General features: G+C 68.9%; 21 protein-coding genes and 1 pseudogene. 8 read left to right on the top strand and 14 right to left on the bottom strand.

The features are described from left to right. Positions 1-4: 4 nt before the first annotated feature. Together ACP93_RS09465 and ACP93_RS09470 are read right to left on the bottom strand one after the other, a co-directional pair. Positions 5-1,297 (bottom strand): aspartyl/asparaginyl beta-hydroxylase domain-containing protein, encoded by a 1,293-nt coding sequence (locus tag ACP93_RS09465; RefSeq protein ID WP_048490440.1) that lies wholly within the window; start codon positions 1,295-1,297, stop codon positions 5-7. Beyond that, complete coding sequence (locus ACP93_RS09470) at positions 1,297-1,908, bottom strand: TetR/AcrR family transcriptional regulator (protein ID WP_017910473.1); 612 nt, start codon at positions 1,906-1,908, stop codon at positions 1,297-1,299. Before ACP93_RS09470 ends, ACP93_RS09465 begins: the two co-directional genes overlap by 1 nt. A gap of 139 nt (positions 1,909-2,047) precedes the next feature. Between ACP93_RS09470 and ACP93_RS09475 the strand changes: the two genes are divergently transcribed. The 3 genes and pseudogenes from ACP93_RS09475 to ACP93_RS09485 all read left to right on the top strand — a co-directional run bounded on the left by ACP93_RS09475 (position 2,048) and on the right by ACP93_RS09485 (position 6,025). Then, on the top strand, positions 2,048-2,968 hold the full coding sequence (locus ACP93_RS09475) for an alpha/beta fold hydrolase (RefSeq protein ID WP_048490441.1): 921 nt from the start codon (positions 2,048-2,050) through the stop codon (positions 2,966-2,968). Beyond that, positions 2,965-5,451, top strand: coding sequence for an acyl-CoA dehydrogenase (locus ACP93_RS09480; protein ID WP_048490442.1), 2,487 nt, complete (start codon positions 2,965-2,967; stop codon positions 5,449-5,451). Before ACP93_RS09475 ends, ACP93_RS09480 begins: the two co-directional genes overlap by 4 nt. Before the next feature lie 241 nt (positions 5,452-5,692). Further along, positions 5,693-6,025, top strand: a pseudogene (locus ACP93_RS09485) (DUF4442 domain-containing protein). Between the two features lie 45 nt (positions 6,026-6,070). Here ACP93_RS09485 and ACP93_RS09490 read toward each other — a convergent pair. Both ACP93_RS09490 and ACP93_RS09495 read right to left on the bottom strand, forming a co-directional pair. Further along, positions 6,071-6,424 carry a DUF1304 domain-containing protein gene (locus ACP93_RS09490; RefSeq protein WP_048490443.1) on the bottom strand — a complete coding sequence of 118 codons (354 nt, stop codon included), beginning with the start codon at positions 6,422-6,424 and terminating at the stop codon, positions 6,071-6,073. Between the two features lie 139 nt (positions 6,425-6,563). Further along, positions 6,564-7,910 carry an NTP/NDP exchange transporter gene (locus ACP93_RS09495; RefSeq protein ID WP_048490468.1) on the bottom strand — a complete coding sequence of 449 codons (1,347 nt, stop codon included), beginning with the start codon at positions 7,908-7,910 and terminating at the stop codon, positions 6,564-6,566. Between the two features lie 210 nt (positions 7,911-8,120). Between ACP93_RS09495 and ACP93_RS09500 the strand changes: the two genes are divergently transcribed. Beyond that, positions 8,121-9,719: a GMC family oxidoreductase gene (locus ACP93_RS09500; protein ID WP_048490444.1), complete on the top strand. Its 1,599-nt coding sequence runs from the start codon at positions 8,121-8,123 to the stop codon at positions 9,717-9,719. 374 nt (positions 9,720-10,093) lie between these two features. After that, a complete protein-coding gene (locus ACP93_RS09505; RefSeq protein WP_204243663.1) occupies positions 10,094-11,446 on the top strand; it encodes a serine hydrolase domain-containing protein in 1,353 nt (450 codons plus the stop codon). Between the two features lie 1,274 nt (positions 11,447-12,720). Here ACP93_RS09505 and ACP93_RS09510 read toward each other — a convergent pair. Next, on the bottom strand, positions 12,721-13,176 hold the full coding sequence (locus tag ACP93_RS09510) for a hypothetical protein (RefSeq protein WP_010344200.1): 456 nt from the start codon (positions 13,174-13,176) through the stop codon (positions 12,721-12,723). Positions 13,177-13,419: 243 nt separating this feature from the next. Between ACP93_RS09510 and ACP93_RS21715 the strand changes: the two genes are divergently transcribed. Further along, on the top strand, positions 13,420-13,737 hold the full coding sequence (locus ACP93_RS21715; protein ID WP_131721602.1) for a hypothetical protein: 318 nt from the start codon (positions 13,420-13,422) through the stop codon (positions 13,735-13,737). 666 nt (positions 13,738-14,403) lie between these two features. Here ACP93_RS21715 and gcvH read toward each other — a convergent pair. The 9 genes from gcvH to nudE form a co-directional block, all read right to left on the bottom strand. After that, positions 14,404-14,799: a glycine cleavage system protein GcvH gene (gene gcvH / locus ACP93_RS09515; RefSeq protein ID WP_048490446.1), complete on the bottom strand. Its 396-nt coding sequence runs from the start codon at positions 14,797-14,799 to the stop codon at positions 14,404-14,406. A gap of 92 nt (positions 14,800-14,891) precedes the next feature. Next, positions 14,892-15,998: a glycine cleavage system aminomethyltransferase GcvT gene (gene gcvT, locus ACP93_RS09520; RefSeq protein ID WP_048490447.1), complete on the bottom strand. Its 1,107-nt coding sequence runs from the start codon at positions 15,996-15,998 to the stop codon at positions 14,892-14,894. 447 nt (positions 15,999-16,445) lie between these two features. After that, entirely contained in the window at positions 16,446-16,877 is a 432-nt protein-coding gene (locus ACP93_RS09525) for an NfeD family protein (protein ID WP_048490448.1), read from the bottom strand. Positions 16,878-16,880: 3 nt separating this feature from the next. Further along, the gene (locus ACP93_RS09530) at positions 16,881-17,843 is read right to left on the bottom strand and encodes an SPFH domain-containing protein (RefSeq protein WP_048490449.1); all 963 of its coding nucleotides are present in this window, start codon (positions 17,841-17,843) and stop codon (positions 16,881-16,883) included. Between the two features lie 66 nt (positions 17,844-17,909). Continuing rightward, entirely contained in the window at positions 17,910-18,212 is a 303-nt protein-coding gene (locus ACP93_RS09535; RefSeq protein WP_048490450.1) for an Mpo1-like protein, read from the bottom strand. A 399-nt stretch (positions 18,213-18,611) separates the two neighbouring features. Then, entirely contained in the window at positions 18,612-18,935 is a 324-nt protein-coding gene (locus tag ACP93_RS09540; RefSeq protein WP_017916569.1) for a YnfA family protein, read from the bottom strand. Beyond that, the gene (mazG, locus tag ACP93_RS09545; RefSeq protein ID WP_048490451.1) at positions 18,932-19,708 is read right to left on the bottom strand and encodes a nucleoside triphosphate pyrophosphohydrolase; all 777 of its coding nucleotides are present in this window, start codon (positions 19,706-19,708) and stop codon (positions 18,932-18,934) included. The genes ACP93_RS09540 and mazG overlap by 4 nt, the downstream gene beginning before the upstream one ends. A gap of 129 nt (positions 19,709-19,837) precedes the next feature. Further along, on the bottom strand, positions 19,838-20,638 hold the full coding sequence (gene cysQ / locus ACP93_RS09550) for a 3'(2'),5'-bisphosphate nucleotidase CysQ (RefSeq protein ID WP_048490452.1): 801 nt from the start codon (positions 20,636-20,638) through the stop codon (positions 19,838-19,840). Continuing rightward, a complete protein-coding gene (gene nudE / locus ACP93_RS09555) occupies positions 20,635-21,177 on the bottom strand; it encodes an ADP compounds hydrolase NudE (RefSeq protein ID WP_228135991.1) in 543 nt (180 codons plus the stop codon). The genes cysQ and nudE overlap by 4 nt, the downstream gene beginning before the upstream one ends. A gap of 86 nt (positions 21,178-21,263) precedes the next feature. On the opposite strand from nudE, the gene bioA reads away from it, so the two are divergent. Continuing rightward, complete coding sequence (gene bioA / locus ACP93_RS09560) at positions 21,264-22,655, top strand: adenosylmethionine--8-amino-7-oxononanoate transaminase (RefSeq protein WP_048490454.1); 1,392 nt, start codon at positions 21,264-21,266, stop codon at positions 22,653-22,655. Beyond that, positions 22,646-23,377, top strand: coding sequence for a 16S rRNA (uracil(1498)-N(3))-methyltransferase (locus ACP93_RS09565; RefSeq protein WP_048490455.1), 732 nt, complete (start codon positions 22,646-22,648; stop codon positions 23,375-23,377). Before bioA ends, ACP93_RS09565 begins: the two co-directional genes overlap by 10 nt. The last annotated feature ends 431 nt before the right edge of the window (positions 23,378-23,808 follow it).

Genomic DNA, 23,808 nt, shown 5'->3' on the forward strand with positions numbered 1-23,808 from the left:
CCGCTCACACGCCAGCGCGCAGATTGAACGCGCCGATCGTCTCGACCAGGTGCCGCAGCGCCAGCGTCTCGGCCTCGTCCAGATCCGGGTGCCAGGTGTCCAGGATCGTCACCACCCGCACCCGATCGCTGTGGTTCCAGGCCTGGTGCAGGCAGGTATCGTTGAAGGTGACCAGGCGCCCGACCTCCCAGGCATGCGCGATGCCGCCCACCTCGAGTGCGCAGTCCGGCGGCACGATCAACGGCAGGTGGGTCACGACGCGCGCGTTGGTCACGCCGTAATGCGGCTTGATCGTGGTGCCGGGCGCCAGGATCGAGAACAACACCTCCGGCGCATGCCCGTCGATCCGCGTCAACGGCACCTGCGCCAACGCGGCCGCCGTGCGCGGGCAGAGCTGCAGGTTCTCCGAATGGGCCTGCCCGTGTCGGTAGAAGAAATACGCGTCCCAGGCGCCGTCGCCACGCTCGCCGACGAGGTAGTCCTGCGGCGACGCACCGTTGCTGAAATCCAGGAACGGCTGCACCGACTGCCGCGACGCGAGGACCTGCTGCGCCTCCTCGACGATGCCGGCGGTAGCGTCCTGCAGGCGGTCGTGCCAGGGGAATCGTGCTGCTCCTAGATAAGGCGACGGATCCAGCTCCGGGATGTACAGGAAGGTCGGATGCTGGCCATCATCCGCCGGCCGTGGCTGCAGGCCGAGGTAGATGCGCAAGGCCGCCATCACCCGGCGCAGCGCTGGCTCGCCGAAACGATCCAGCAACGGCTGGATCGCGGCGACAAACAGCGCGTGCCGCCCCTGATCGATCCGCTGCATCGCGGCGACCACGCGCGCCTGCAGTTCCGGAGCGGTACTGTTCTGATCGAGCCAGCGCCCCTTTGCCTGCGCCGTGCGCACCGCCGCGAAATACATCGGCAGGGCATCGTCGTGCCGCCCCAGCGCATCCAGGCTTTCGGCGTACCACAACCGCACCAGGAACGCGTCGGCGGCCAGTTGCAAGGCGTGCTCGAACGCGGGCACGGCCTGCGCATGCGCACCGAGCCGGGCCAGGCAGATCGCACCTCGACTCCATGCCTCCGCACTGGGTTCGGCCGCGGCCACCAGCGCCCAGGCCTGTGCGGCACGCGCGAATGCGCCGCTGTCCATCAGCAGCAGCGCATGCGCACGGCGCAGCGCCAGATCGGCGGGCGCAACGTCCAAGGCGCCCTCGCACAGCGCATCGGCGGCCCGGTAGTCGCCCTCGGCCACGTGCCGATGCACGGCCTCCAGCGTGTCGGCGGCGGCCGGCACCTGCGCCATCAGCCGGGAATCAAGGTCACGATGACGTGTTCGACGTAGGCCTCGAAGTCCTCGCGCGCCTGCTTGGGCTGGTGCAGTTGCAGCGACAGCTGCAGGAAGCCGACGTAGGCGGCATAGGCCAGGCGTGCGCGATGCTGCGCGTCGGTGCGGCTGAGCCCGGCCTGGCGGAACGAGGCGATCAGGTACTCCATGCGCCGCTGCGAAACCCGGTCGATCACCGGCCGCACCGCGGGATGATCGAGCGCCTTCAGCAACTCGCTGTAGATGATGTGCGGCTTGACCTCGTGCGCGACCAGCTGGAACAGCGCGCGCAGCCGTGTGCGCGGATCCGGCACCTCTTCCAGGCTGCCGAACACCTGTTGCTGTTCGACCAGTTCCCAGCGCTCCAGCGCGGCCTGCAGCAGCGCATCGCGCGAGGGGAAATGCCAGTAGAAGCTGCCCTTGGTCACGCCCAGGCGCCGCGCCAGCGGTTCCACCGCCACCGCGCTCACGCCCTGTTCGGCGATCAGGTCCAGGGCGGCCTGCGCCCAGTCTTCGGCACTGAGCCGGTTGTTGCGGCCACCGCCGGAAGCGGCGCCGTCGTCGGAGGAAGGAGCGGGCGCGGTATTCATCCGTGGATTTAACCATACGGGGACGTCGGTTGCAGTATGTGGCCTCCGCGCGGCGGGCGCAAACGCCCGGCAGCATTGGCTTTTTGCACCCATACTGCATCGTATTGACATGCCGCGCAGGGCAACCATACTATCTCGTATGGTTTCAGCTTCCACCACCGTCACGCATGCCGTCTCGTCCACCCTCCCGGGCGCGGGCGAGTTGGCGCTGGCCGCGACCGTCACCGGTCCCGGCGAGGCGGGATCGGTGCTGTTCGCGCATGGTTTCGGCCAGACCCGGCACGCCTGGTCGGCAACGGCGGCGGCGCTGCAGGCGCACGGCTACCGCAGCGTCGCCTACGACGCGCGCGGGCATGGCGATTCCGCACGCAACCCGGCCGACCTGCCCTATCGCGGTGAGCAGTTCACCGACGATTTGATCGTGGTCGCCGGCGAGATGTCGCCGCCACCGGTACTGGTCGCCGCCTCGATGGGCGGACTGTTCGGGCTGATCGCCGAATCGCGCTGGCCGGGCCTGTTCCGGGCGATGGTGCTGGTGGACATCACCCCGCGCTGGCAGCCGGCCGGGGTCGAGCGCATCCTCGCCTTCATGACCGCGCACCCGCAGGGCTTCGCCAGCCTGGACGACGCCGGCGACGCGATCGCCGCGTATCTGCCGCAGCGTGCACGCAAGTCGCCGGAGGCGCTGCGCAGCGTGCTGCGCCAGCACGCCGACGGCCGCTGGTACTGGCACTGGGATCCGCGCCTGGTCGAGGAACTGGCGCGCGACAGCGACCAGCACCAGGGCGCGATCGCGCAGGCCGCGGCGCAGGTGCAGTGTCCACTGCTGTTGATCAGCGGCGGCCGCAGCGACCTAGTCACGCCACAGACCATCGAAGAGTTCCTGTCGCTGGTGCCGCATGCGCAGCACGCGCATCTGCCCGAGGCCACGCACATGCTGGCCGGCGACGACAACGCCGCATTTACCGCCACTGTGTTGCACTATCTGGACGCCCTGCCACCGGCCTGCGCCGGCGCATCGTCCGCCGTCACCGAGTACCTCCCCGGAGCACGCCCATGAGCATCATCGCCCCCTTCCTCGTGTTGTTGCTGGCCGGCGCATTCGCCGCCTATCACCGCATGCGGCTCGCCGTCTGGGCCGCGTTGAGCGCCACGCTGCTGGTCGCGTGCTGGCTGCTCGGCGCCAGCCACGTCGCCACCATCGCCGCGGCCGTCGTGCTGGCGGTGGTCGCGGTGCCGCTGCTGCTGCCGTTCGTGCGCAAGCCGCTGCTCACCGCACCGATGCTGAAGGTGTTCCGCAAGGTGCTGCCGCCGCTGTCGCAGACCGAGCGCATCGCGCTGGAAACCGGCTCGGTCGGCTTCGAAGGCGAGCTGTTCACCGGCGATCCGGATTGGCAGAAGCTGCTGAACTATCCCAAGCCGCAGCTGACCGCCGAGGAGCAGGCCTTCCTCGACGGCCCGGTCGAAGAACTGTGCCGGATGACCAACGACTGGGAAATCACCCACGTCCACGCCGACCTGCCGCCGGAACTCTGGAACTTCATCAAGAAGAACAAGTTCTTCGGCATGATCATCCCGAAGGAATACGGCGGCCTCGGCTTCTCCGCGCTGGCGCACCACAAGGTGATCCAGAAGATCGCCTCGGTCTCCAGCGTGGTCAGCTCCACCGTCGGCGTGCCCAACTCGCTGGGCCCGGGTGAACTGCTGCTGCACTACGGCTCCAAGGAGCAGAAGGACTACTACCTGCCGCGTCTGGCGGTGGGCCAGGAAGTGCCCTGCTTCGGCCTGACCGGTCCGTTCGCCGGCTCCGACGCCACCTCGATCCCCGACTACGGCATCGTCTGCAAGGGCGAGTGGAACGGCGCCAACGTGCTCGGCGTCAAGCTGACCTTCGACAAGCGCTACATCACCCTGGCCCCGGTGGCGACCCTGGTCGGCCTGGCGTTCCGCATGTACGACCCGGAAGGCCTGATCGGCGACACCAAGGACATCGGCATCACCCTGGCGCTGCTGCCGCGCGAGACCCCCGGGGTCGAAATCGGCCGCCGCCACTTCCCGCTCAACTCGCCGTTCCAGAACGGCCCGATCCACGGCCGCGAAGTGTTCATCCCGCTGAGCCAGCTGATCGGCGGCGTAGAGATGGTCGGCAAGGGCTGGAACATGCTCAACGAGTGCCTGGCCGTGGGCCGCTCGATCACCCTGCCCTCCACCGCCAGCGGCGGCGCCAAGTTCGGCGCGGTGGTCACCGGTGCGTATGCGCGCATCCGCAAGCAGTTCGGCCTGTCGGTCGGCCGCTTCGAAGGCGTGGAAGAGGCGCTGGCGCGGATCGGCGGCAAGGCCTATGCGATCAGCGCGCTGTCGCAGGCCACCGCCGCGGCGGTGGACCGCGGCGACGTGCCGTCGGTGCCGTCGGCGATCGCCAAGTACCACTGCACCACGATGAGCCGCGAGGTCATCAGCGACGTGATGGACGTGGTCGGCGGCAAGGGCATCATCCTCGGCCCGCGCAACTTCGCCGGCCGCAGCTGGCAGGCCGCGCCGATCGCGATCACCGTGGAAGGCGCCAACATCATGACCCGCAGCCTGCTGATCTTCGGCCAGGGCGCGATCCTGTGCCATCCGTGGGTGATGAAGGAGATGAAGGCCGCCGGCAACCCGGACCACAAAGCCGGCGTCGACGAGTTCGACCGCAACCTGTTCGGCCACATCGGCTTCGCCATCTCCAACGCGGTGCGTTCGCTGTGGTTCGGCCTGACCGCCGCCCGTCTCGGCGCCGCGCCGGGCGACGCCTACACCCGCCGCTACTTCCGCAAGCTGGACCGCTACTCGGCGAACCTGGCGCTGATGGCCGACGTGTCGATGCTGATGCTCGGCGGCAAGCTCAAGTTCAAGGAGTCGCTGTCCGGACGCCTGGGCGACGTGCTGAGCCACATCTACATGACCAGCGCCATGCTCAAGCGCTACCACGACGACGGCGCGCCGGCCACCGACCAGCCGCTGCTGGCCTGGGCCTTCCACGACAGCGTGCACAAGATCGAGCTGGCGCTGTCGGCGGCGCGGCGCAACTTCCCGATCCGTCCGGTCGGCTGGCTGATGTGGGCGCTGATCTTCCCGTGGGGCCGCCGCGCCGAGGCGCCGGGCGACCGCCTGGGCCACCGCGTCGCCGCGCTGCTGATGACCCCCAACGAAGCCCGCGACCGCCTGGGCCAGGGCGTGTTCCTGACCCCGTGCGAGAACAACCCCGGCGGCCGCATCGCCAGCTACCTGACCAAGGCGGTGCTGGCCGAGCCGGTGGAGCGCAAGTTCCTGAAGGCGCTCAAGAGCAAGGGCATCGAGGCGCTGGACTTCGCCTCGCAGCTGGACGAGGCGGTGCGCGAAGGCGTGCTGTCGGCCGACGAGCGCCGCCAGTTGGAGGAACTGCGCGAGATCACCATGGACACGATCAGCGTCGACGACTTCGACACCGACGAACTGCGGTCGGCGAGCTACTACCAGCGTGCCGCCGCCGCGGCCGACGACGGGCATTCGCGCGAAGCGGCCTGATCGTCCTGGCCATGCGACACCCACGACGGCGGACTTCGGTCCGCCGTCTGCTTTTGAGGGGTCGGTCATGAGCCGATTGCCGGGCGCTTCCGACAACGCGCTCTGGCCACACGTCAGCCGCCATGCTGTTACTGTAGGAGCGGCTTCAGCCGCGACGGGCATTCCCGGTAACGCCCGTCGCGGCTGAAGCCGCTCCTACGTTGCTCTTGGCGTCGCTATTTGAGGCCCCCGGCCAAGCGAGGTGCGCATCGCGCGCTGGCGGCGGATCAGCAATCACATCGGCACGGTGCACATGATCGCCCTGTGCAAGCTCGCGGAATTGGCCGGCGGGGTCATGATCGACACCAGACTGCCGCCGTCGATGCGCTGAATGCCCAAGGGCATACGGGTCGAATACCGCAGCAAGGCGCTGGGTCCGATGCATGCGCTGGCCACGCCGGACGTGGCGATCGTCGCCGCCGAGCGCGGCGACGGCCTGCCGGTCAGTGCGGAGATCCGCAACGTGCGCGAGCAGGTCGTTTGCTTCGCGCGCATCGCCATGTGGGTGTCGCCATGGACGCCGGCCTCGGCCTGATCGCCATCGCGTCCAGTGTGCGGTGTGCGGTGTGCGGTGTGCGGCTCAGTACGCCAGCAGCACCGCCGCGACCGCCAGCGCCGCCGGCAGCGCCTGCACGAACACGATGCGGCGGCTGACGCTCCAGCCGCCGTACAGGCCGGCCACGACCACGCAGCCGAGGAAGAACAGCATCACGTCGACCCGCTGCGCGACCAGGCCCCAGGCCAGGCCGGCAGCGAGAAAGCCGTTGTAGAGCCCCTGGTTGGCCGCCAGCACGCGCGTGGCCTGCGCCTTCTCGGGCGAATTGCGGAACACCTTCATGCCCAGCGGACGCGTCCACAGGACCATCTCCAGCACCAGGATATACAGGTGCAGCAGCGCGACCGCGCCCACCAGGATCGAAGCCAACAGGATCATCGCGCTATCCGGCACAGGAGAAAGAACGCCAGCATAGCCACCACCCCGATGGGCGGCCAGTCCCCCTGCGCGACACCTGCTTGCGCGCAGGGCGACGACGAAGCCGCGCGCATCCGCGCGCTGGCGGGAGGGCGCAGGCTCAGCGCGTCGGCCTCGTGCGTTCCGGCGGCAGCTTGGCCGCCTCCCGCAGCAGCCGCCACGCGCCCAGGGTCATGCCGGAGGCGGCCAGCAGACCGGCGACGAACACCACCTGCGAGCCGAATCCCGACAGCAGCTTGTACAGCCACGCGAAGCTGAGGTCGCTGCCGCGGTAGATCACCGTATCGATCGCCGCGCCGGCCTTGTAGCGCCATTCGCGTCCGACCCGGGTGTACAGGGTCTCGCGGGCCGGCTTGGCCAAAGAGAACTCGCCGGCGCGGGTCACCACCTGCACCACCGCCACCAGCATCGGCAGCGGCGACACCGCCAGCACCGAGTAGCCGAGCAGGATCGCGCAGCCCGGGATGAGCAGTGCCGGCCCGATGCCGAAGCGCGACAGCAGCGCGCGAGTGACCAGCAGCTGCAGCACCAGGGTCACCGCGTTCACCGCCAGGTCGATGCTGGCGTAGAAGGCGGTACTGGCCGCGGCATCCGTATACAGGCGGCGCACGATCGCCGCCTGTTCGTTGTACAGCAGGGTGCCAACGCCCACGCCGAACACCGACATCAGGGCGAGCCAGCGCAGCAGCGGTTCGCGCGCGATCAGCTTCAGCCCGGCCAGCACGTCGCCGCCCATCGGCGCCTCGCCGCCGACCACGCCGCGTTCGCGCTCGCGGGCGACCGCCCACAGCCGCAGGCGCAGCAGGCACACCACGCTGACCACCAGGAAGCCGGCCGACACCAGCATCAGGTTGGCGATGCCGATGCGTTCGACCAGGCTGCTGGCGATCACCGGCCCCAGGAACGCGCCGAGCGTGCCGGCGGCGCCGATGTAGCCGTAGCAGGCGCGCGCTTCGGCGTTGCTGAAGACATCGGCCATGAAGCTCCAGAACACCGCCACCGCGAACAGGTTGAACACGGAGATCCACAGGAAGAAGGCCATGCCGCGCCCGGGCACGCCGCTGTCGAACAGCACGTAGAACAGCAGCAACGTGGCGATGAAGAAGCCGTACACCACCGGCAGGAACACCCGTCGCGGATAACGGCTGACCAGCGCGCCGTAGACCGGCTGCAGCAACAGCATGATCAGGAAGGTGCAGGTGAACAACACCTGCAGCGCGAACTCCTTCAATGGCATGCCGTGCGCGGCGAAGAACGCGATCATCGCCGGCGGGAACACCGCCGCCACGTCGGCGGAAGCGCCCATCGCCTCGCGCACCGGCCGCAGCACGTAGTAGCCGCTGAGCAGCGAGAAGAAGTACAGGAACGCCCACGCCAGCGGCGGCGAATCGTGCAGCGCACCGCGCAACCGCGCCAGTGCGCCGGGGGCGTGCGGAGCGGCGCTCATCGGCGGCAGACCCTGGCGCAGGAACGGGACATCGGCGATCTTCGCGGGCGTAAAGCGCGCACGGTAGCTGATGCACCGCAACACCGCCAGCGCACGCGCCAGTCGCCCCGCCACGCTGCACGTGCATCGCATCCGGCGGCGGGCCGCGCCGAGCATATGCTCTATCCTCGGCGACTAGCGTCGGCGCCAGGAACTCAGGGGACAGTGCGGGTGTACGACTACATCATCATCGGCGCAGGCTCGGCCGGCTGCGTGCTCGCCAACCGCTTGAGCGAGGACCGCGACTGCAAGGTGCTGCTGATCGAGGCCGGGCCACGCGACCGCAATCCCTTCATCCACATGCCCGCCGGCCTGGCGCGCCTGGCCAACAACCGCCGCATCAACTGGAACTACCTCACCGAGGCCGAGCCGGCCTTGAACGACCGCCGGCTGTGGTGGCCGCGCGGCAAGGTATTGGGCGGCTCCAGTTCGATCAACGCGATGTGCTACGTGCGCGGCGTGCCGGCCGACTACGACGACTGGTCGGCCGACGGCGCCGACGGCTGGGACTGGCGTGGCGTGCTGCCCTACTTCCGCCGCAGCGAACGCAACAGTCGCGGCGGCGATGCGCTGCATGGCGGCGACGGCCCACTGCACGTCTCCGACCTGCGCTACCACAACCCGCTCTCGGACGTGTTCGTGGCCGCCGCGCAGGAGGCGGGCTTTCCGCACAACCCCGATTTCAACGGCCCGCAGCAACAGGGCGTGGGCCTGTACCAGGTCACCCAGAAGGACGGCGCGCGTTGCTCGGCCGCAGTCGCCTACCTGGCGCCGGCGCGCGCGCGGGACAACCTGCAGGTGGTCACCGACGCGCTGGTGCTGCGCCTGCTGATCGAGGGCAGGCGCGTGGTCGGCGTCGCCTATGCGCAGGACGGCCGCGAGGTGCAGGCGCGCGCGACGCGCGAGGTGCTGCTCAGCGCCGGCGCGGTGAACTCGCCGCAGTTGCTGATGCTCTCGGGCATCGGCCCGGCCGAGGCGCTGCGCCGCCACGGCATCGCGGTGCAGTTGGACCAGCCGCAGGTCGGCGCCAACCTGCAGGATCACCTGGATGTGTGCACGCTGTATCGCACCCGCCCGGGCATCAGCTACGACCGCCGCAACCAGGCCAGGATCGCCTTCGACTACTTCCTGCGCGGGCATCGTGGCGCCGGCAGCAGCAACATCGCCGAGGCCGGCGCCTTCATCCGCTCGCCGCTGGCGCCGGACGCGCGCGCCGACATCCAGATGCACTTCGTGCCGGCCATGCTCGACGACCACGGACGCAACCGCCTGCCCGGCGACGGCTTCACCCTGCATGCCTGCCACCTGCAGCCGCGCAGCCGCGGCCGCATCGCGCTCAACGACGCCGATCCGCGCACGCCGGCGCGGATCCAGGCCAACTACCTGAGCGACCCCGACGGCTTCGACCTGCGCATGCTGGTGGAATGCGCGCGCCTGGCGCGGCACATCCTGCGGCAACCGGCGTTCGATGCATGGCGCGGCACGCCGCTGCTGCCGGCGCGCGATGACCTGGACGAGGCCGGGCTGATCGCCTTCATCCGCGCCAAGGCCGAAACCATCTATCACCCGATCGGCACCTGCCGGATGGGCAGCGACGCGCAGGCGGTGGTCGATCCGCAGCTGCGCCTGCGCGGCCTCGACGGCCTGCGCGTGGTCGACGCCTCGGTGATGCCGCGCCTGGTCAGCGGCAACACCAACGGCCCGACGATGATGATCGCCGAACGCGCCGCCGACCTGATCCGTGGGCGGGCCGTGCTGCGGGAGGGGTGAGGCGGCTGCTGCGGGAGATAGGCACGGCGCCTCGTGGCGGCGGGATTTGCAGACCGTTGCCACCACGTCCGATGGTCCTGGCGGTCGTACCCTCACCCCAACCCCTCTCCCGGGGGGAGAGGGGCTAAAGCGGGGCGCGCGCGGCACGGCGATTGCATGTCCATGGCATCCGCCGCAGTTCCCGCCATCGCACCGTCGGCAGGCCTGCACGTCCCCGTCCGAGGCGGGAAATCCCCAGCAGGATCAAGGCGATGCCTATTCATCTTCTCCCAGTTTGTGCATTCGAGAAATCCGGCGCTAGAATCGTGGCCGGCAGCACCTCACAGGCCTCAGGCGCAATGACACAGAACAGCAGGCACCGGCTCCTTCGACCGGTGGCAACCGGGTTGCTCGGGGCATTGCTGCCCTTTGCGATGTCCTCCACCGCACAGACGCCGGCGCCCGCGCAACCGCTGCCGCCACCGCTGCACACCGAAGCCACGCGCTACACCTCGCCGACCCAGCCGCTGCCCTACCGCGCTTCGCTGACCCAGAGCCAGGTGCTGCCGCTGGCCAGGGACTTCGACGTGGCCGCGCTGGAGTCGGCCGCCGAACAACTGACCTATGGCGAGCGCGTACCCGGCCTGGCGATGGCCATCGTGCACAACGGCCAGGTGCTCAGCGCGCGCGGCTACGGCGTCACCGACGTCAACCGCCCCGAGCAGGTCGATGCGCACACCGTGTTCCGCCTGGCCTCGCTGTCCAAGGCGTTCGCCGGCACCATGGCCGGCCTGCTGGTCAACGACGGCACCCTGCGCTGGGACAGCAAGGTTGTCGACTACGTGCCGGGCTTCCAGCTCAGCGATCCGGTGGCCACGCGCCAGTTGAACGTCGCCGACCTGCTCAGCCACCGCGTCGGCCTCACCTACAACGCCTACGACCGTGACGTCGAATCCAACCTCGACTACTACAGCCTCAGCCACAAGCTGGCCTATGCGCCGCTGAAGTGCGCGCCGGGCGAGTGCTACGCCTACCAGAACGTCGCCTTCAGCCTGATCGGCGACGTGGTGTTCGCCGCGTCCGGCAGCTTCTACGAGCAGTCGGTGGAGCGCCGCATCTTCAAGCCGCTGGGCATGAACGACGCCAGCATGGGCCTGGCCGGCATCCAGGCCAGCCCGCGCTGGGCGCGCCCGCACGTGCGCAGCCGCAACGGCTGGGTCTCGCTGACGCCCAAGCCGACCTACTATCGCCTGGCGCCCGCCGCCGGCGTCAACGCCAGCATCAGCGACATGGCGCAGTGGCTGATCGCACAGACCGGGCATCGCCCCGACGTGCTGCCGGAGCCATTGCTGGCGACCCTGCACGCGCCGCTGATCCTCACCCCGGGCGAGATGCGCTCGGGCTGGCGCCGCGCCCGGGTCAACTCGGCCAGCTATGCGCTGGGCTGGCGCGTGTTCGACTACTCCGGCCACCAGGTGATCTTCCATGCCGGCGCGGTGCAGGGTTACCGCGGCCTGATCGCGCTGGTGCCGGAACGCGACTTCGCCGTGGCGATCCTGTGGAACGGCGAAAGCGGCCTGCCTTCGGGCCTGCTGCCGACCGTACTCGATCGCGCGATCGGCCTGCCGGCGCAGCGCTGGCTGGACGTGGACACCGACTTCGGCAGCGACAACCTGATGGCCGAACGTCCGGATCCGAAGGACAAGAAGGGCGCATCCTCGTCCAAGTCGGTGGCCTCGCCGCACTGAGCGCGGTCTCCGGGCAGCATCCTCGCAGAAGGCGGCGCAAGCCGCCTTTCTGCTGTCTGCGGCGTTACCTGGGTTGCGTGTGCATTCCCGCTGCCCCGTCGCTGCGACGCAGCCCTGTCCAAGTTGCGACCACGTGGCGATGTGGCAGCGCGATCGCCTCGCCCAGGCACCACCGCAACGGCCGAGCCGACGCCACAGCGAACGTCAGCGCCCGCCTCTCCCCCCGACGGCAGCGGGCGCTCGGAGCGCCCGCCTACGGCCGCGGCGACAACGGCGCACCGCCGCTTCCATGATCGCGCGCAAGGCACGCAGTGCGCGCTCTCGCCGCCGTCCGCCATCTCAAGGCGGGTGAACATGGCGCTCCACGTCGCCGCACGCCGGGGCCGGCATGCTGGCAAGTCGCGCAAGAGCGCTGGGTAGCGCGCAGGCGCACCTGCCGGGCAAGACACATCCTGTAGGAGCGGCTTCAGCCGCGACGGGCTTTACCGGGACTGCCCGTCGCGGCTGAAGCCGCTCCTACGGCGCATGCTGCATTCGGCTCGAGTGGGACCAAGCAGGTGCCTGCGGTCCACGCAATGCGTGGAAACAGCGATGCAGTGTCGATCGTCGGGCAAGGCACACTGACATGCTGCGTGCCTGGCGCACGGCGGCCGGGCTGGATCCGAGGATGCCAGAAGCGTCTCGATTGCTGCAGCAGGTCCCGTTCCCGCGACCGGCCGCTCCACGTTCGGTCGGTGCATTCAATCCGATACCCCACCCTGGCACTGCAGCCTCACCACCGTGTGGGTGGCTTGCCTGTTGCTTTCGCGCAGGTCCCTCGCCGAACCCGCTTGCTCACGCGTGGTGCGCGCGTGACCGGCATGGCGACAAGCGCAGTCGGGAAGACCTGATGGGTGCGCCGTTATCGCCGCAGGTACCCGATCCCGAAGCGGCGGTCCCGACATGCAGGCTTGTCCCACTGCGAGACACACGGGCAGATCCCTAGCAACCGACCTGGCGATCAGCGCAAAGAGGACAGGCGAATTGGATCGGAAACAGGCGGACGCGGTAGGCGGCCACTAGTCAGTCGTGCCAGACACACCGGCAGGATGTGCGCGTCGCGACCTGGCAAGCTGAGCGCAGAGAGCAGTCTTCGAGGGTGGAGAAGACGAACGCCACCGGCATCGTCAGGCAGAAAGGCGTGCTGCGATCGTGCACGGCCGGATGCCGCACATAAAAAACTCCCTCCCCGCTGGGCACCGGGGAGGGAGTCTAGGAACAGCGATCGGGATGGATCAGATCAGCGGCGCGGGCGTGGCCGGCAGCGCGACCGGAGCGGCCTTCTTCTTGCGAGCGGCCGGCTTCTTCTTCGCCACGGTCTTCTTGGCGGTGGCCTTCTTCGCAGTTGCCTTCTTCGCGGCCGGCTTCTTGGCAGCCGACTTCTTCACCGTCTTCTTGGCAGCGGTCTTCTTGGTCGCAGCCTTCTTCGCGGTCTTCTTCACCGCCTTCTTGGCGACGGCCTTCTTCGCGGTCTTCTTGGTGGCGGCCTTCTTTGCCGTCTTCTTCACTGCCTTCTTGGCAACGGCCTTCTTGACCGCCTTCTTCACCTTGGCGACCTTCTTGGCCACCTTCTTGGCGACCTTCTTGACCGCCTTCTTTACCGAAACCTTCTTCGCTGCCGGCTTCTTGGCGGCAGTCTTCTTGACCGCCTTCTTAGCGGCCGGCTTTTTCGCAGCTTTTTTCGTCGCCATGGGATGGCTCCTCGTCAGTGAACTATGGATTGAAAATGCCCAGTTAAAGCAACCTCGCGGCGATGTTCCGCCTGCGGGAACCGCCGGCGCGCGCTGCGGGCCGGATCGGATACAGAAACACCCGTACCGGATGTCGATACGGGTGCGATACCAGGGGAGACGTTGCGTTTCTCGGAGGGAAGCGACTCCAACTCCACCATCTTCGGGTTCCTGGCGGATGTCCAAGTTGTGCTTCGCGTTTTGATGTCGATCCGATTCACTCGCTTGCGCAGCAACGTCTGCTGGGCGAAACCTAATCACGGTTTTTTTTACTGTCAACACTTCCGCGCAATTTTTTTTCCGCCGGCACGCGCGCCACGACCGCCGCATGCCGCGCCGGCCGCCTTGCCGCCGCCGCCGATCGCCGCTGCCGACATCGCAAGGAAAACCGCGCACGCGAAAAAAGCAGGGAAATTTCCGTGTTTTCTGCAACAGCGCAATGCCGGCATCGCATTACGGGCAGGCATCGACGACGCGTCGACGGCAACTGCGGCGGCGCGCGCCAGCCTGTCCGCTAGCTGAAAAAAAATTTCGCGACTGCGTGCGGTTCCGGCATCGCACAAGTGCAAATGCGCAAAAGTGCGCAAACTTTTTTGCTTCGTGCGGCGGCCACGACGCGCGCGATGCATCGCGTGCCGCGTCACCGAGACGCGTCGCATCGCGCCACCGCGATACAACCTGCATGCACCTCGCCGACACACCGCGCCACACGCGACTGCCCTCGCCCACTCCAGACCATGCTTCCATCGATGCCTTCGCATGGACGCGTCGACCGGCGCAGCCCGCAGAAGTCGTCGGCCGACGCCGGCACGCACCGCGCCGTCGCGCATCGGCGACGTGCGCGGCTGCGCCACGCCGCCCATGCCTGTTCGTCGCCGGCCCGCATCGCGTATCCGCGCCGCGCGGCACCTGCGCCGCGTCGGAAAACCGACACAGACCGATACGCCGGACGCGCCAATCGTCTGCGGCCACATGCGGCGAACGCGTTGCGCTCGCGGTACTGCCCCCGAAAGCGATCTCACGCCGTCTTCGCAAAAGCACAGGCGGCGGCTGGCGAAGTGGCGCGTCGGGACAACCATGGCGAGACTGGCGATGCCGACGCGGACGATGACGGCCGCGTCGCGCGGCCCCAAAAAAGAAACCGGCCGCACTGGGCGGCCGGTTCGGGTGTCGCGACGGGCGGTCGGCTCAGTGGCCGTCGTCCTCGAGCAGTTCGGCGTACTCGTCCGGCGACAGCAGTTCGTTCAACTGCTCGGCATCGTCCGCTTCCAGCACAAGGATCCAGCCTTCGCCGTAGGCGTCCTCGTTGATCGTTTCCGGCTTGTCGCTCAGCGCGGCGTTGACCTCGACCACCTTGCCGCTGAGCGGGCTGTACACGTCCGAGGCGGCCTTGACCGACTCGACCACGGCCACGCCGTTGCCGGCTTCGACATGATCGCCGACGTTCGGCAGTTCGACGTAGACCAGGTCGCCAAGCAGGCCCTGGGCGTGGTCGGAGATGCCGATGATCACGCGACCGTTGCCTTCGACGCGGGCCCACTCGTGGGACTTGAGGAATTTGAGGTCGCCAGGGATCTCGCTCATGGGGTTGCTCCGGAAGAAGACGGTATCGAGGATGGGAGGCTAGTGTAGCGAACCGCGCGCGTGAGGAAGAAGTCGCGCGCGGCGGATAGGACTCAGCCGAGCACGCCGGGCTGGACCTGACCTTCGCGCACGAACGGGAACTTGACCACGCGCACCGGCACCTCCTTGCCGCGGATGTCCACGCGCACCGCACCCGGCTCGCCGGCCGGCACCCGCGCGAAGGCGATCGCCTTGCCCAGTGTCGGCGAGAAGGTGCCGGACAGGATCTCGCCGTCGCCGTTGGCGGTCAGCACCTTCTGCCCGTGACGCAGCACGCCCTTCTCGTCCATCACCAGGCCGATCATCTGCCGCGGTGCGCCACCGGCCTTCTGCGCTTCCAGCACGGCGCGGCCGATGAAGTCGCGGCCCTCGTCGAGGGCGACGGTCCAGGCCAGCGCGGCCTCGTAGGGCGAGACGGTGTCGTCCATGTCCTGGCCGTACAGGTTCATGCCCGCTTCCAGACGCAGCGTGTCGCGTGCGCCCAGCCCGGCCGGCTTGACCCCGGCGCCGATCAACGCCTCCCAGAACGCCGGCGCCTGCTGCTGCGGCAGCACGATCTCGAAGCCGTCCTCGCCGGTGTAGCCGGTGCGCGCGACGAACAGCGGCACGCCGTCGACCGAGGTCGCCTCGATCGCGGCGAAGCGGCCGAGCTTCTGCGCGGCGGCACGATCCTGCTCGCGCAGCAGGCCGATCGCCTTGGCGCGCGCGTTCGGACCCTGCACCGCGATCATCGCGAAGTCGTCGCGCTCGCGCACCTGCACGCCGAATGCCTGTGCCTGCTCGCCGATCCAGGCCAGATCCTTGGCGCGGGTCGCGGCATTGACCACCAGGCGGAAGAACGCATCGGACATGTAATAGACGATCAGATCGTCGATCACCCCGCCCTGCGGGTTGAGCATGCAGGTGTACAGCGCCTTGCCCGGCACCTTCAGCTTGTCCACCGAATTGGCCAGCAGATGGCGCAGGAAGGCGCGGACCTGCTCGCCGTGCAGATCGACCACGGTCATGTGGCTGACGTCGAACATGCCGGCGTCGCGGCGTACCTGGTGGTGCTCGTCGATCTGCGAGCCGTAGTGGATCGGCATGTCCCAGCCGCCGAAGTCGACCATCTTGGCGCCGAGGGCGCGGTGGCTGTCGTTGAGGATGGTCTTCTGGGTCATGGCGCGGGTCCGTGAGAAAAGTCCCCCATTATCGCTGGGGTGAAGCCGGGAGTGGGGAGTCGGGATTGGGGATTCGTAGGAGCGGCTATCCTGGATCCGAAGGACTGGCGCTCGATCGCCGCTGTCGTAGGAGCGGCTTCAGCCGCGACCCGTCGAAGGCTGGGATTGGCGAGTCGGGATTGGGGATTCGTAGGAGCCGCCGTCCCGATCCGAAGGACTGGCGCTTGATCACCGCTGTCGTAGGAGCGGCTTCAGCCGCGACCCGCCGAAGGCTGGGATTGGCGAGTCGGGAGTCGGGAATCGCAGAAGCAGCCATCCTGATCCGAAGGACTGCCCCCCGATAACGCACTACGCGGGAGCAGCTTCAGCCGCGACCTGCCATCGATCTCGGGTCGCGGCTGAAGCCGCTCCTACGAATCCCCAATCCCGACTCCCCAATCCCGGCTTTCAAGCAGCCTGGACCAGCAGCGTCATGCCATCCACGCCGACGATGCGCACCGCGCTGCCGACCGGCAGGTCGGGACCGCCGACCACCCAGAAGGCGTCGTCGACCTTGGCACGGCCGCGGCCGCCGTGGATCGGTTGGTCCAGGGTCACCACGCGGCCGATCAACTGTTCGGCGCGGCGGTTGAGCAGCGGCTGGTCGCTGGTCCGGCCGCGGTTGCGGAACCAGGTGCGATACACCTGGATCGAGACGAAGCTCAGCACCACGAACGCGCCGACCTGCAGCAGCAGGGAGATGTCCGGGAACACCAGGACCGCGAGGAACACCGCCGCGGCGGCGAAGCCCATCCACAGCATGAAGGCGCCCGGCGCCAGCGATTCGGCCGCGAACAGCAACAAGGTCAGGGCACCCCAGGCCACTACCTCAATGCGCATGGCTCAGACTCCGTTGCGCGGCGGCACGCGCGGCACCGCCGGCGGCGTGCCCTGCTTGTTCAGCGCCTCGCGCGCCAGTTCGGCGATGCCGGCGATCGAGCCGATGATGCCGCTGGACTCCATCGGCATCAGCACGAACTTCTGGTTCGGTGCGGTGGCCAGTTCCTTGAACGCCTCCACGTACTTCTGCGCGATGAAGTAGTTGATCGCCTGCACGTCGCCCTCGGCGATCGCCTTGGACACCATCGCCGTCGCCCGCGCCTCGGCCTCGGCCAGGCGCTCGCGCGCCTCGGCGTCGCGGAACGCGGCTTCCTTGCGGCCTTCGGCCTCCAGCACCGCCGCCTGCTTCTCGCCGTCGGCGCGCAGGATCTCCGATTGCCGCGAGCCCTCCGCCTCGAGGATCTGCGCGCGCTTCTCGCGCTCGGCCTTCATCTGCCGGGCCATCGCATCGACCAGATCGCGCGGCGGCTGGATGTCGCGGATCTCGATGCGGGTGACCTTGATGCCCCACGGATTGGTGGCATGGTCGACCACGTTCAACAGCTGCGCGTTGATGGTCTCGCGCTGGCTCAGCGACTCGTCCAGGTCCATCGAGCCGATCACGGTACGGATGTTGGTCTGCACCAGGGCGATGGTGGCGATTTCCAGATTCGACACTTCATAGGCCGCCTTGGCGGCGTCCAGCACCTGGAAGAACACCACGCCATCCACGCGCACCACCGCGTTGTCCTTGGTGATGACGTCCTGACTGGGCACGTCCAGCACCTGCTCCATCATGTTGACCTTGCGGCCCACGCCATACATCCACGGAATCAGGAAGTGCAGGCCGGGCGACAACGTGTGGGTGTAGCGGCCGAAACGCTCCACCGTCCACTGGAATCCCTGCGGCACCATGCGCACGGTCTTGAACAGCACCACCACGCCGAAGAACAGGATCACCAACGTGAGGAAAAAGGTAGACGGCATCAGGTTGCTCCATTAACCAGAAAGAAATCGAATCCGCAGTATAGCGAGCGCCGGCGCGGGCGCCGGTCACCAGCGGATGCGGCCGAGCAGCATGTCCTTGAACATCACCCAGTCGCCGGCCAGCGAGTACAGCGGGTGCTTGAAGGTGGCTGGACGGTTTTTCTCGAACACGAAGTGGCCGATCCAGGCGCAGCCGTAGCCGCAGACCGGTGCGGCCCACAGCCAGCGCGGCTGGCCGGTGCACAGCGCCAGCAGCAGGCTCGCCAGCACGCCGAGGCTGCCGACGAAATGCAGCCGGCGCGACAGCCGATGGCGGTGCTCGCTCAGATAGAACGGGTAGAACTCGCGGAAATTGGCGAAGCGGCGCATGCGATGGCCCTCCCGAGGCGACGCAGGCGTCCAGCATACGCCGGGAGCGCGGGCGTCCGCTCGCAGCGCGTGGACGCCCTCCTCGGGCGCAGCGCCGGGTGCGGCCAGGTGGTGGACGACAGCGTCGCGCCAGGCGTGTCCGCGACGCAGCAGTCTTGCGCAAGCCGCGCATGTGGAGGTGACGCCTACAGGGCGGCAATGGAGCGCGTCGTCGCATGCACGGGCGACTTCATGACATCTCCAATAACGCGCTTTGCAGCAACCTGGCAGGTCACGCGGTGATGCCGTAGGAGCGGCTTCAGCCGCGACGGGTGTTCCCGGTGAATCCTGTCGCGGCTGAAGCCGCTCCTACGCGAAGGCCGGCCTCTGGTTGTCGCAGGACAACCTGCCGCACAGACCTCAGCCCTGCCGCGGTGCGAACATGATCACCGCCATGCCGGCCAGACACAGGCCGGCGCCGAGCAGGTCCCAGCGTGTGGGGCGCATGCCCTGCACCGTCCACAGCCACAGCAACGCGACCGCGACATAGACGCCGCCGTAGGCCGCATAGACGCGGCCGCTGGCGGCGGGATGCAGGGTCAGCAGCCAGACGAAGGCCGCCAGGCTGCCCGCGGCGGGCAACAGCAGCCAGGCACTGCGCTGTTCGCGCAACCACAGATAAGGAAGGTAGCAGCCGACGATCTCGGCGACGGCGGTCAGCACGAACAGCAGCAGGGTCTTCATCCGGCCGCGGCGCGCTCTTCGTCCTTGGCGCGCTGCCAGTACGCCTCCTGCTGCGCCAGGGCCAGACCGTCGAGCGCGCCGCCGTCCTGCTGCGCCAACCGTTCCATCGCGCGGAAGCGGCGCTCGAACTTGAGGTTGGCGTGGCGCAGCGCCGCGCCGACATCGACCTTGGCATGCCGCGCTAGGTTGGCGCAGACGAACAGCAGGTCGCCGATCTCGTCATGCAGCCGTGCCGGATCGGCCGCAGCGCCATGCGCCAGTTCCGCGCGCACTTCCTCCAGTTCTTCCTGCACCTTGTCCAGCACCGGCACCGGGCCGGGCCAGTCGAAGCCGACCCGCGCCGCACGCGACTGCAATTTCAGCGCGCGCTGCCATTCCGGCAGGCCGCGCGCGATGCCGGACAGCGCCGAGCCGTCGCGCTCGCCGGCGGCGGCGCGCTCGGCGCGCTTGATCTCTTCCCACTTCAGCGTCTGCTGTTCGGCATCGGCCACCTTGCTGTCGCCGAACACGTGCGGATGGCGGCGCACCATCTTGTCGCAGATCGCCGCGACCACCTCGTCGAAGCCGAACGCGCCCTGCTCGCGCGCCATCTGCGCATGGAACACCACCTGCAGCAGCAGATCGCCGAGTTCGTCCTTCAGCCCGGCCAGGTCCTGGCGGTCGATCGCGTCGGCCACTTCGTAGGCCTCTTCGATCGTGTACGCGGCGATGCTGGCGAAATCCTGTTCCAGGTCCCAGGGGCAGCCCTGCGCGGGATCGCGCAGGCGCGCCATGATGTCGAGCAGGGCGGGAAGGTCGTAGCGGGTGGGGGTCACGGGCGGGTTCCGGTGCGACGGCACCGCTGCCGCCTGCCGCCTAGTGTGGCAGAGCGCGCGCCATGCGGCGCGCGCTCGCGGCGCGGCTCAGCCGAGCCAGTCGCGCCAGGGCAGCCCGGGATCGCCCAGCGCGACGAAGTCGCCGTTGAGCAGCGATTCGCGGCGGTTGTAGCGGAACGGCTTGCCGGTCGTGGCGGCCAGCAGCGCGCCGCCCGCGGCCTGCAGCACGCACTGCCCGGCGGCGGTGTCCCACTCCGAGGTCGGGCCGAAACGCGGGTACACGTCCAGGTCGCCGTCGGCGATCCGGCAGAACTTCAGCGAGGAGCCCTGCGCGACCAGTTCGATCTCGCCCATGCGCTGCAGCAGCGCGTCGGTGCGCGCGTCGCGGTGCGAGCGGCTCGCCGCCACGCGCAGCGGCGCGGTGGCCGGGCGTCGCGTGTTCAGCGCGGTATCGCGGAAGCCCTCGCGGCGGTACGCCTGCTCGCCGCGCACCGCGTGCCAGACGCGGCCGTCCACCGGCGCCTGGACCACGCCGAACACCGGCGCACCCTGGTGGATCAGCGCGATGTTGACGCTGAACTCGCCGTTGCGCTTGACGAACTCGCGGGTGCCGTCGAGCGGGTCGACCAGCCAATAGGTGGTCCAGTGCTCGCGCACCTCCCACGGGATCTGCGCCGATTCCTCGGACAGCACCGGCAGGTCCGGGGTCAGCCGTTCCAGGCCTTCGACGATGATCTGGTGTGCGGCCAGGTCGGCCTGGGTCAACGGACTGGCATCGGCCTTGTGCTCCACCTCGAAGCCGGTGGCGTAGACGGACATGATCGCCGCGGCGGCATCGATGGCGATGGCGATCACGGTTTCGCGCAAATCACTGGTCAGACGGATCATTCGGCGCGACCCAGCCACTCGCGGGCGATGAACAGCGCCGCCAGCGAACGCCCCTCGGAAAAATCTTCACGCAACATCAGTTGATCCAGTTCAGCCAGTTTCCAGGGCACCACTTCCAATTCCTCCGGCTCGTCGCCGGCTAGTCGTTCGGGATAGAGATCTTGTGCCAGCACCAGCCACGACTGGTGGCTCATGTAGGTCGGCGCCAGGGTCATCGCGCGCAGCACGCGCAGCTGCCGCGCGCCGTAGCCGGCTTCTTCCTTGAGTTCGCGGTCGGCCGCCTGCAGCGGGGTCTCGCCGGCATCGATGCGGCCCTTGACCAGGCCCAGCTCGTAGCGGTGCACACCGGCGGCGTACTCGCGCACCAGCAGCACGGTCTGCGCATCCAGCATCGGCACCACCACCACCGCGCCGTGGCCCGGCGCCTTGAGCCGGTGGAACACGCGGCGTTCGCCGTTGCTGAATTCCAGGTCCAGCTCCTCGACCCGGCGCTCGGCGGCCGATTCGCTGCGCTCGCGCACGGCGTGGATGACCGGCAAGCGACGGGTCACGCCGGCACCCTGCGGCGCCGGGCGGCGTCGGTCGATAGAATGCGCGGAGCGAAGAACCTGTTCATGAGCGCGAAATGCTATCAGACCTGACCGCAGCACAGATGGCCGACGCGTGGCGCCAGCGCGACCTCGCCGTGCTCTGGCACCCGTGCACGCAGATGCGCGAACACCCCGACACCCTGCCCTTGGTCCCGATCGCGCGTGGCGAAGGCGCCTGGCTGATCGACCACGGCGGCCGCCGCTACCTGGACGCGGTGAGCAGTTGGTGGACCAACCTGTTCGGCCACGGCGAACCACGCATCGCCGCAGCCATCGCCGCTCAGGCCACCCAACTGGAGCAGGTGATGCTGGCCGGCTTCAGCCACGAACCGGCGGTGCTGCTGGCCGAGCAGTTGCTGGCGCTGGCGCCACGCCAGGAAGGGCGCGCGCCACTGGCCAAGGTGTTCTATGCCGACAACGGCTCGGCCGGCGTGGAAGTGGCGCTGAAGATGGCCTTCCACTATTTCCAGAATCGCGGCGAGCCGGGGCGCACGCGTTTCGTCGCGCTGGAGAACGGCTACCACGGCGAGACCATCGGGGCGCTGGCGGTCGGCGACATCCCCCTGTACCGGCGGGTGTATGCACCGCTGCTGGCCGAGGCGCTGTTCGCACCCTCGCCCGACGCCTACCAGGCAGCACCGGGACAGAGCGCACGCGAACGCGCCGACGCCGCCGCCGATGCGCTGGCCGACCTGTTCGACCGACATCCGGGCGAGATCTGCGCGGTGATCCTGGAACCGCGCCTACAGTGCGCCGGTGGCATGCGCATGCACGATCCGGCCTATCTGCGCCGGGCGCGCGAACTGTGCGACGCCAACGGCGCGTTCCTGATCGCCGACGAGATCGCCACCGGCTTCGGCCGCACCGGCACCCTGTTCGCCTGCGAGCAGGCCGGCGTGATGCCGGACCTGCTGTGCCTGTCCAAGGGCCTGACCGGCGGCTTCCTGCCGCTGTCGGCGGTGCTGGCCACCCAGCATCTGTACGACGCCTTCCTCGACGACAGCCGCGAGCGCGCCTTCCTGCATTCGCACAGCTACACCGGCAACCCGCTGGCCTGCGCCGCGGCGCTGGCATCGCTGCGGATCCTGCAGGAGGACGATGTGATCGCACGCAACCGCAGCACTGCCGAGACCATGCGCGCGCTGTCGGCGTCGTTCGCCGAGCATGCGCACGTGGCCGACGTGCGCCAGGCCGGCATGGTGGTGGCGTTCGAACTCACCCGCAACGGCGACAAGCGCACGCCCTTCCCTGCGTCGGCGCGCGTCGGCCTGCATGCCTACCGCGCCGCGCTGGAGCGCGGGGTGGTGCTGCGCCCGTTGGGCGACGTGCTGTACTGGATGCCGCCCTACTGCATGGACGCCGCGCAGCTCGCGCTGCTGGCCGAGACCACGCTGGCGGCGATCGACGAGGCAGTGGCATGCGCCTGACCCGCTGCCACGTGGACCTGCCGCTGCACGCCGGCGCCGAGTTGAGCCTGCCGGAGGATGTCGCCAACCACCTGCTGCGCGTGTTGCGGCTGCGCGAGGGCGACCCCTGCGTGCTGTTCAACGGCGACGGCTGCGATTACCACGCCGAACTGCTGCAGGCCGGCAAGCGCAACGCCAGCGTGCGCATCGGCGCGGCACGGCCGGCCGACAACGAGTCGCCGTTGGCGATCACCCTGCTGCAGGGCGTGGCGCGCGGCGAAAAGATGGACCTGATCCTGCAGAAGGCCACCGAACTCGGCGTCGCCGCGATCGTGCCGGTGTGGGCCGAGCGCACCGAAGTGAAGCTGGATGCGGCGCGGGTGGACAAACGCGTGGCGCACTGGCGCAGCGTGGTGATCGCGGCCTGCGAACAGTCCGGCCGCGCGCGCGTGCCGCAGCTGAGCGCGCCGCTGGCACTGGCCGATGCGGCGCGCGCCGCGGCGGACAGCCCATGCCGACTGATCCTGGACCCGCAGGGCGAACAGCGCCTGCGCGCGCTGGACATCGGTGGCGATGCGGCGACGATCGCGATCGGCCCGGAAGGCGGCTGGTCGCCACGCGACCGCGCCACACTGGAAGCTGCCGGCTTCGTCGGCCTGCGCCTGGGGCCGCGCATCCTGCGCACCGAAACCGCCGGCCTGGCTGCGATCGCGGCGCTGCAGGCGCACCACGGCGACTTGTGAGTGCGCGCACGCCGCAACATGGGCGGCGCCGGACGCGCCGGCGTGCGACGGGACGCGACACGATGCCACTGGCCATCCGTCGGCGCCCTTCCTTCTTATATGTAGCGAAACGGGCGCAGCCACCCGCTCGGACTGCACCCCAGCCCGTAGGGCACGGCCGATCACCTGCTTCCGCCACCATCACGCCGAAGACGGCCTGCCCTGCGGGAGCGACGTCAGGGAGCCTCTCATCTCGACGGCAAGCACACGCGCAGGACCGGCTTCAGCCGCGACGGACTTCCCGGGAAAGGCTGGTCGCGGCTGAAGGGCACCTCGAACAACCTGCCATGACCTGGAGCTAGGGGGGCAGCCTCTGTCGCAACGGCACCAGAGAGGCGTCGGATCATGGTGGTTGGGAGGCTGAGGTGGCCGTTGGGCCTGCTCATCCGATC

It is taken from the genome of Xanthomonas sp. NCPPB 1128 (assembly GCF_001043115.1).
Classification (GTDB): Bacteria; Pseudomonadota; Gammaproteobacteria; order Xanthomonadales; family Xanthomonadaceae; genus Xanthomonas_A.

What these genes read in the sequence shown, in the direction of transcription:
- ACP93_RS09465 (WP_048490440.1), bottom strand. Translation starts at nt 1,297, where the DNA reads ATGGCGCAGGTGCCGGCCGCCGCCGACACGCTGGAGGCCGTGCATCGG.
- ACP93_RS09470 (WP_017910473.1), bottom strand. Translation starts at nt 1,908, where the DNA reads ATGAATACCGCGCCCGCTCCTTCCTCCGACGACGGCGCCGCTTCCGGC.
- ACP93_RS09475 (WP_048490441.1), top strand. Translation starts at nt 2,048, where the DNA reads ATGGTTTCAGCTTCCACCACCGTCACGCATGCCGTCTCGTCCACCCTC.
- ACP93_RS09480 (WP_048490442.1), top strand. Translation starts at nt 2,965, where the DNA reads ATGAGCATCATCGCCCCCTTCCTCGTGTTGTTGCTGGCCGGCGCATTC.
- ACP93_RS09490 (WP_048490443.1), bottom strand. Translation starts at nt 6,424, where the DNA reads ATGATCCTGTTGGCTTCGATCCTGGTGGGCGCGGTCGCGCTGCTGCAC.
- ACP93_RS09495 (WP_048490468.1), bottom strand. Translation starts at nt 7,910, where the DNA reads ATGAGCGCCGCTCCGCACGCCCCCGGCGCACTGGCGCGGTTGCGCGGT.
- ACP93_RS09510 (WP_010344200.1), bottom strand. Translation starts at nt 13,176, where the DNA reads ATGGCGACGAAAAAAGCTGCGAAAAAGCCGGCCGCTAAGAAGGCGGTC.
- ACP93_RS21715 (WP_131721602.1), top strand. Translation starts at nt 13,420, where the DNA reads ATGTCGATCCGATTCACTCGCTTGCGCAGCAACGTCTGCTGGGCGAAA.
- gcvH (WP_048490446.1), bottom strand. Translation starts at nt 14,799, where the DNA reads ATGAGCGAGATCCCTGGCGACCTCAAATTCCTCAAGTCCCACGAGTGG.
- gcvT (WP_048490447.1), bottom strand. Translation starts at nt 15,998, where the DNA reads ATGACCCAGAAGACCATCCTCAACGACAGCCACCGCGCCCTCGGCGCC.
- ACP93_RS09525 (WP_048490448.1), bottom strand. Translation starts at nt 16,877, where the DNA reads ATGCGCATTGAGGTAGTGGCCTGGGGTGCCCTGACCTTGTTGCTGTTC.
- ACP93_RS09530 (WP_048490449.1), bottom strand. Translation starts at nt 17,843, where the DNA reads ATGCCGTCTACCTTTTTCCTCACGTTGGTGATCCTGTTCTTCGGCGTG.
- ACP93_RS09535 (WP_048490450.1), bottom strand. Translation starts at nt 18,212, where the DNA reads ATGCGCCGCTTCGCCAATTTCCGCGAGTTCTACCCGTTCTATCTGAGC.
- ACP93_RS09540 (WP_017916569.1), bottom strand. Translation starts at nt 18,935, where the DNA reads ATGAAGACCCTGCTGCTGTTCGTGCTGACCGCCGTCGCCGAGATCGTC.
- mazG (WP_048490451.1), bottom strand. Translation starts at nt 19,708, where the DNA reads ATGGCGCGCCTGCGCGATCCCGCGCAGGGCTGCCCCTGGGACCTGGAA.
- cysQ (WP_048490452.1), bottom strand. Translation starts at nt 20,638, where the DNA reads ATGATCCGTCTGACCAGTGATTTGCGCGAAACCGTGATCGCCATCGCC.
- bioA (WP_048490454.1), top strand. Translation starts at nt 21,264, where the DNA reads ATGCTATCAGACCTGACCGCAGCACAGATGGCCGACGCGTGGCGCCAG.
- ACP93_RS09565 (WP_048490455.1), top strand. Translation starts at nt 22,646, where the DNA reads ATGCGCCTGACCCGCTGCCACGTGGACCTGCCGCTGCACGCCGGCGCC.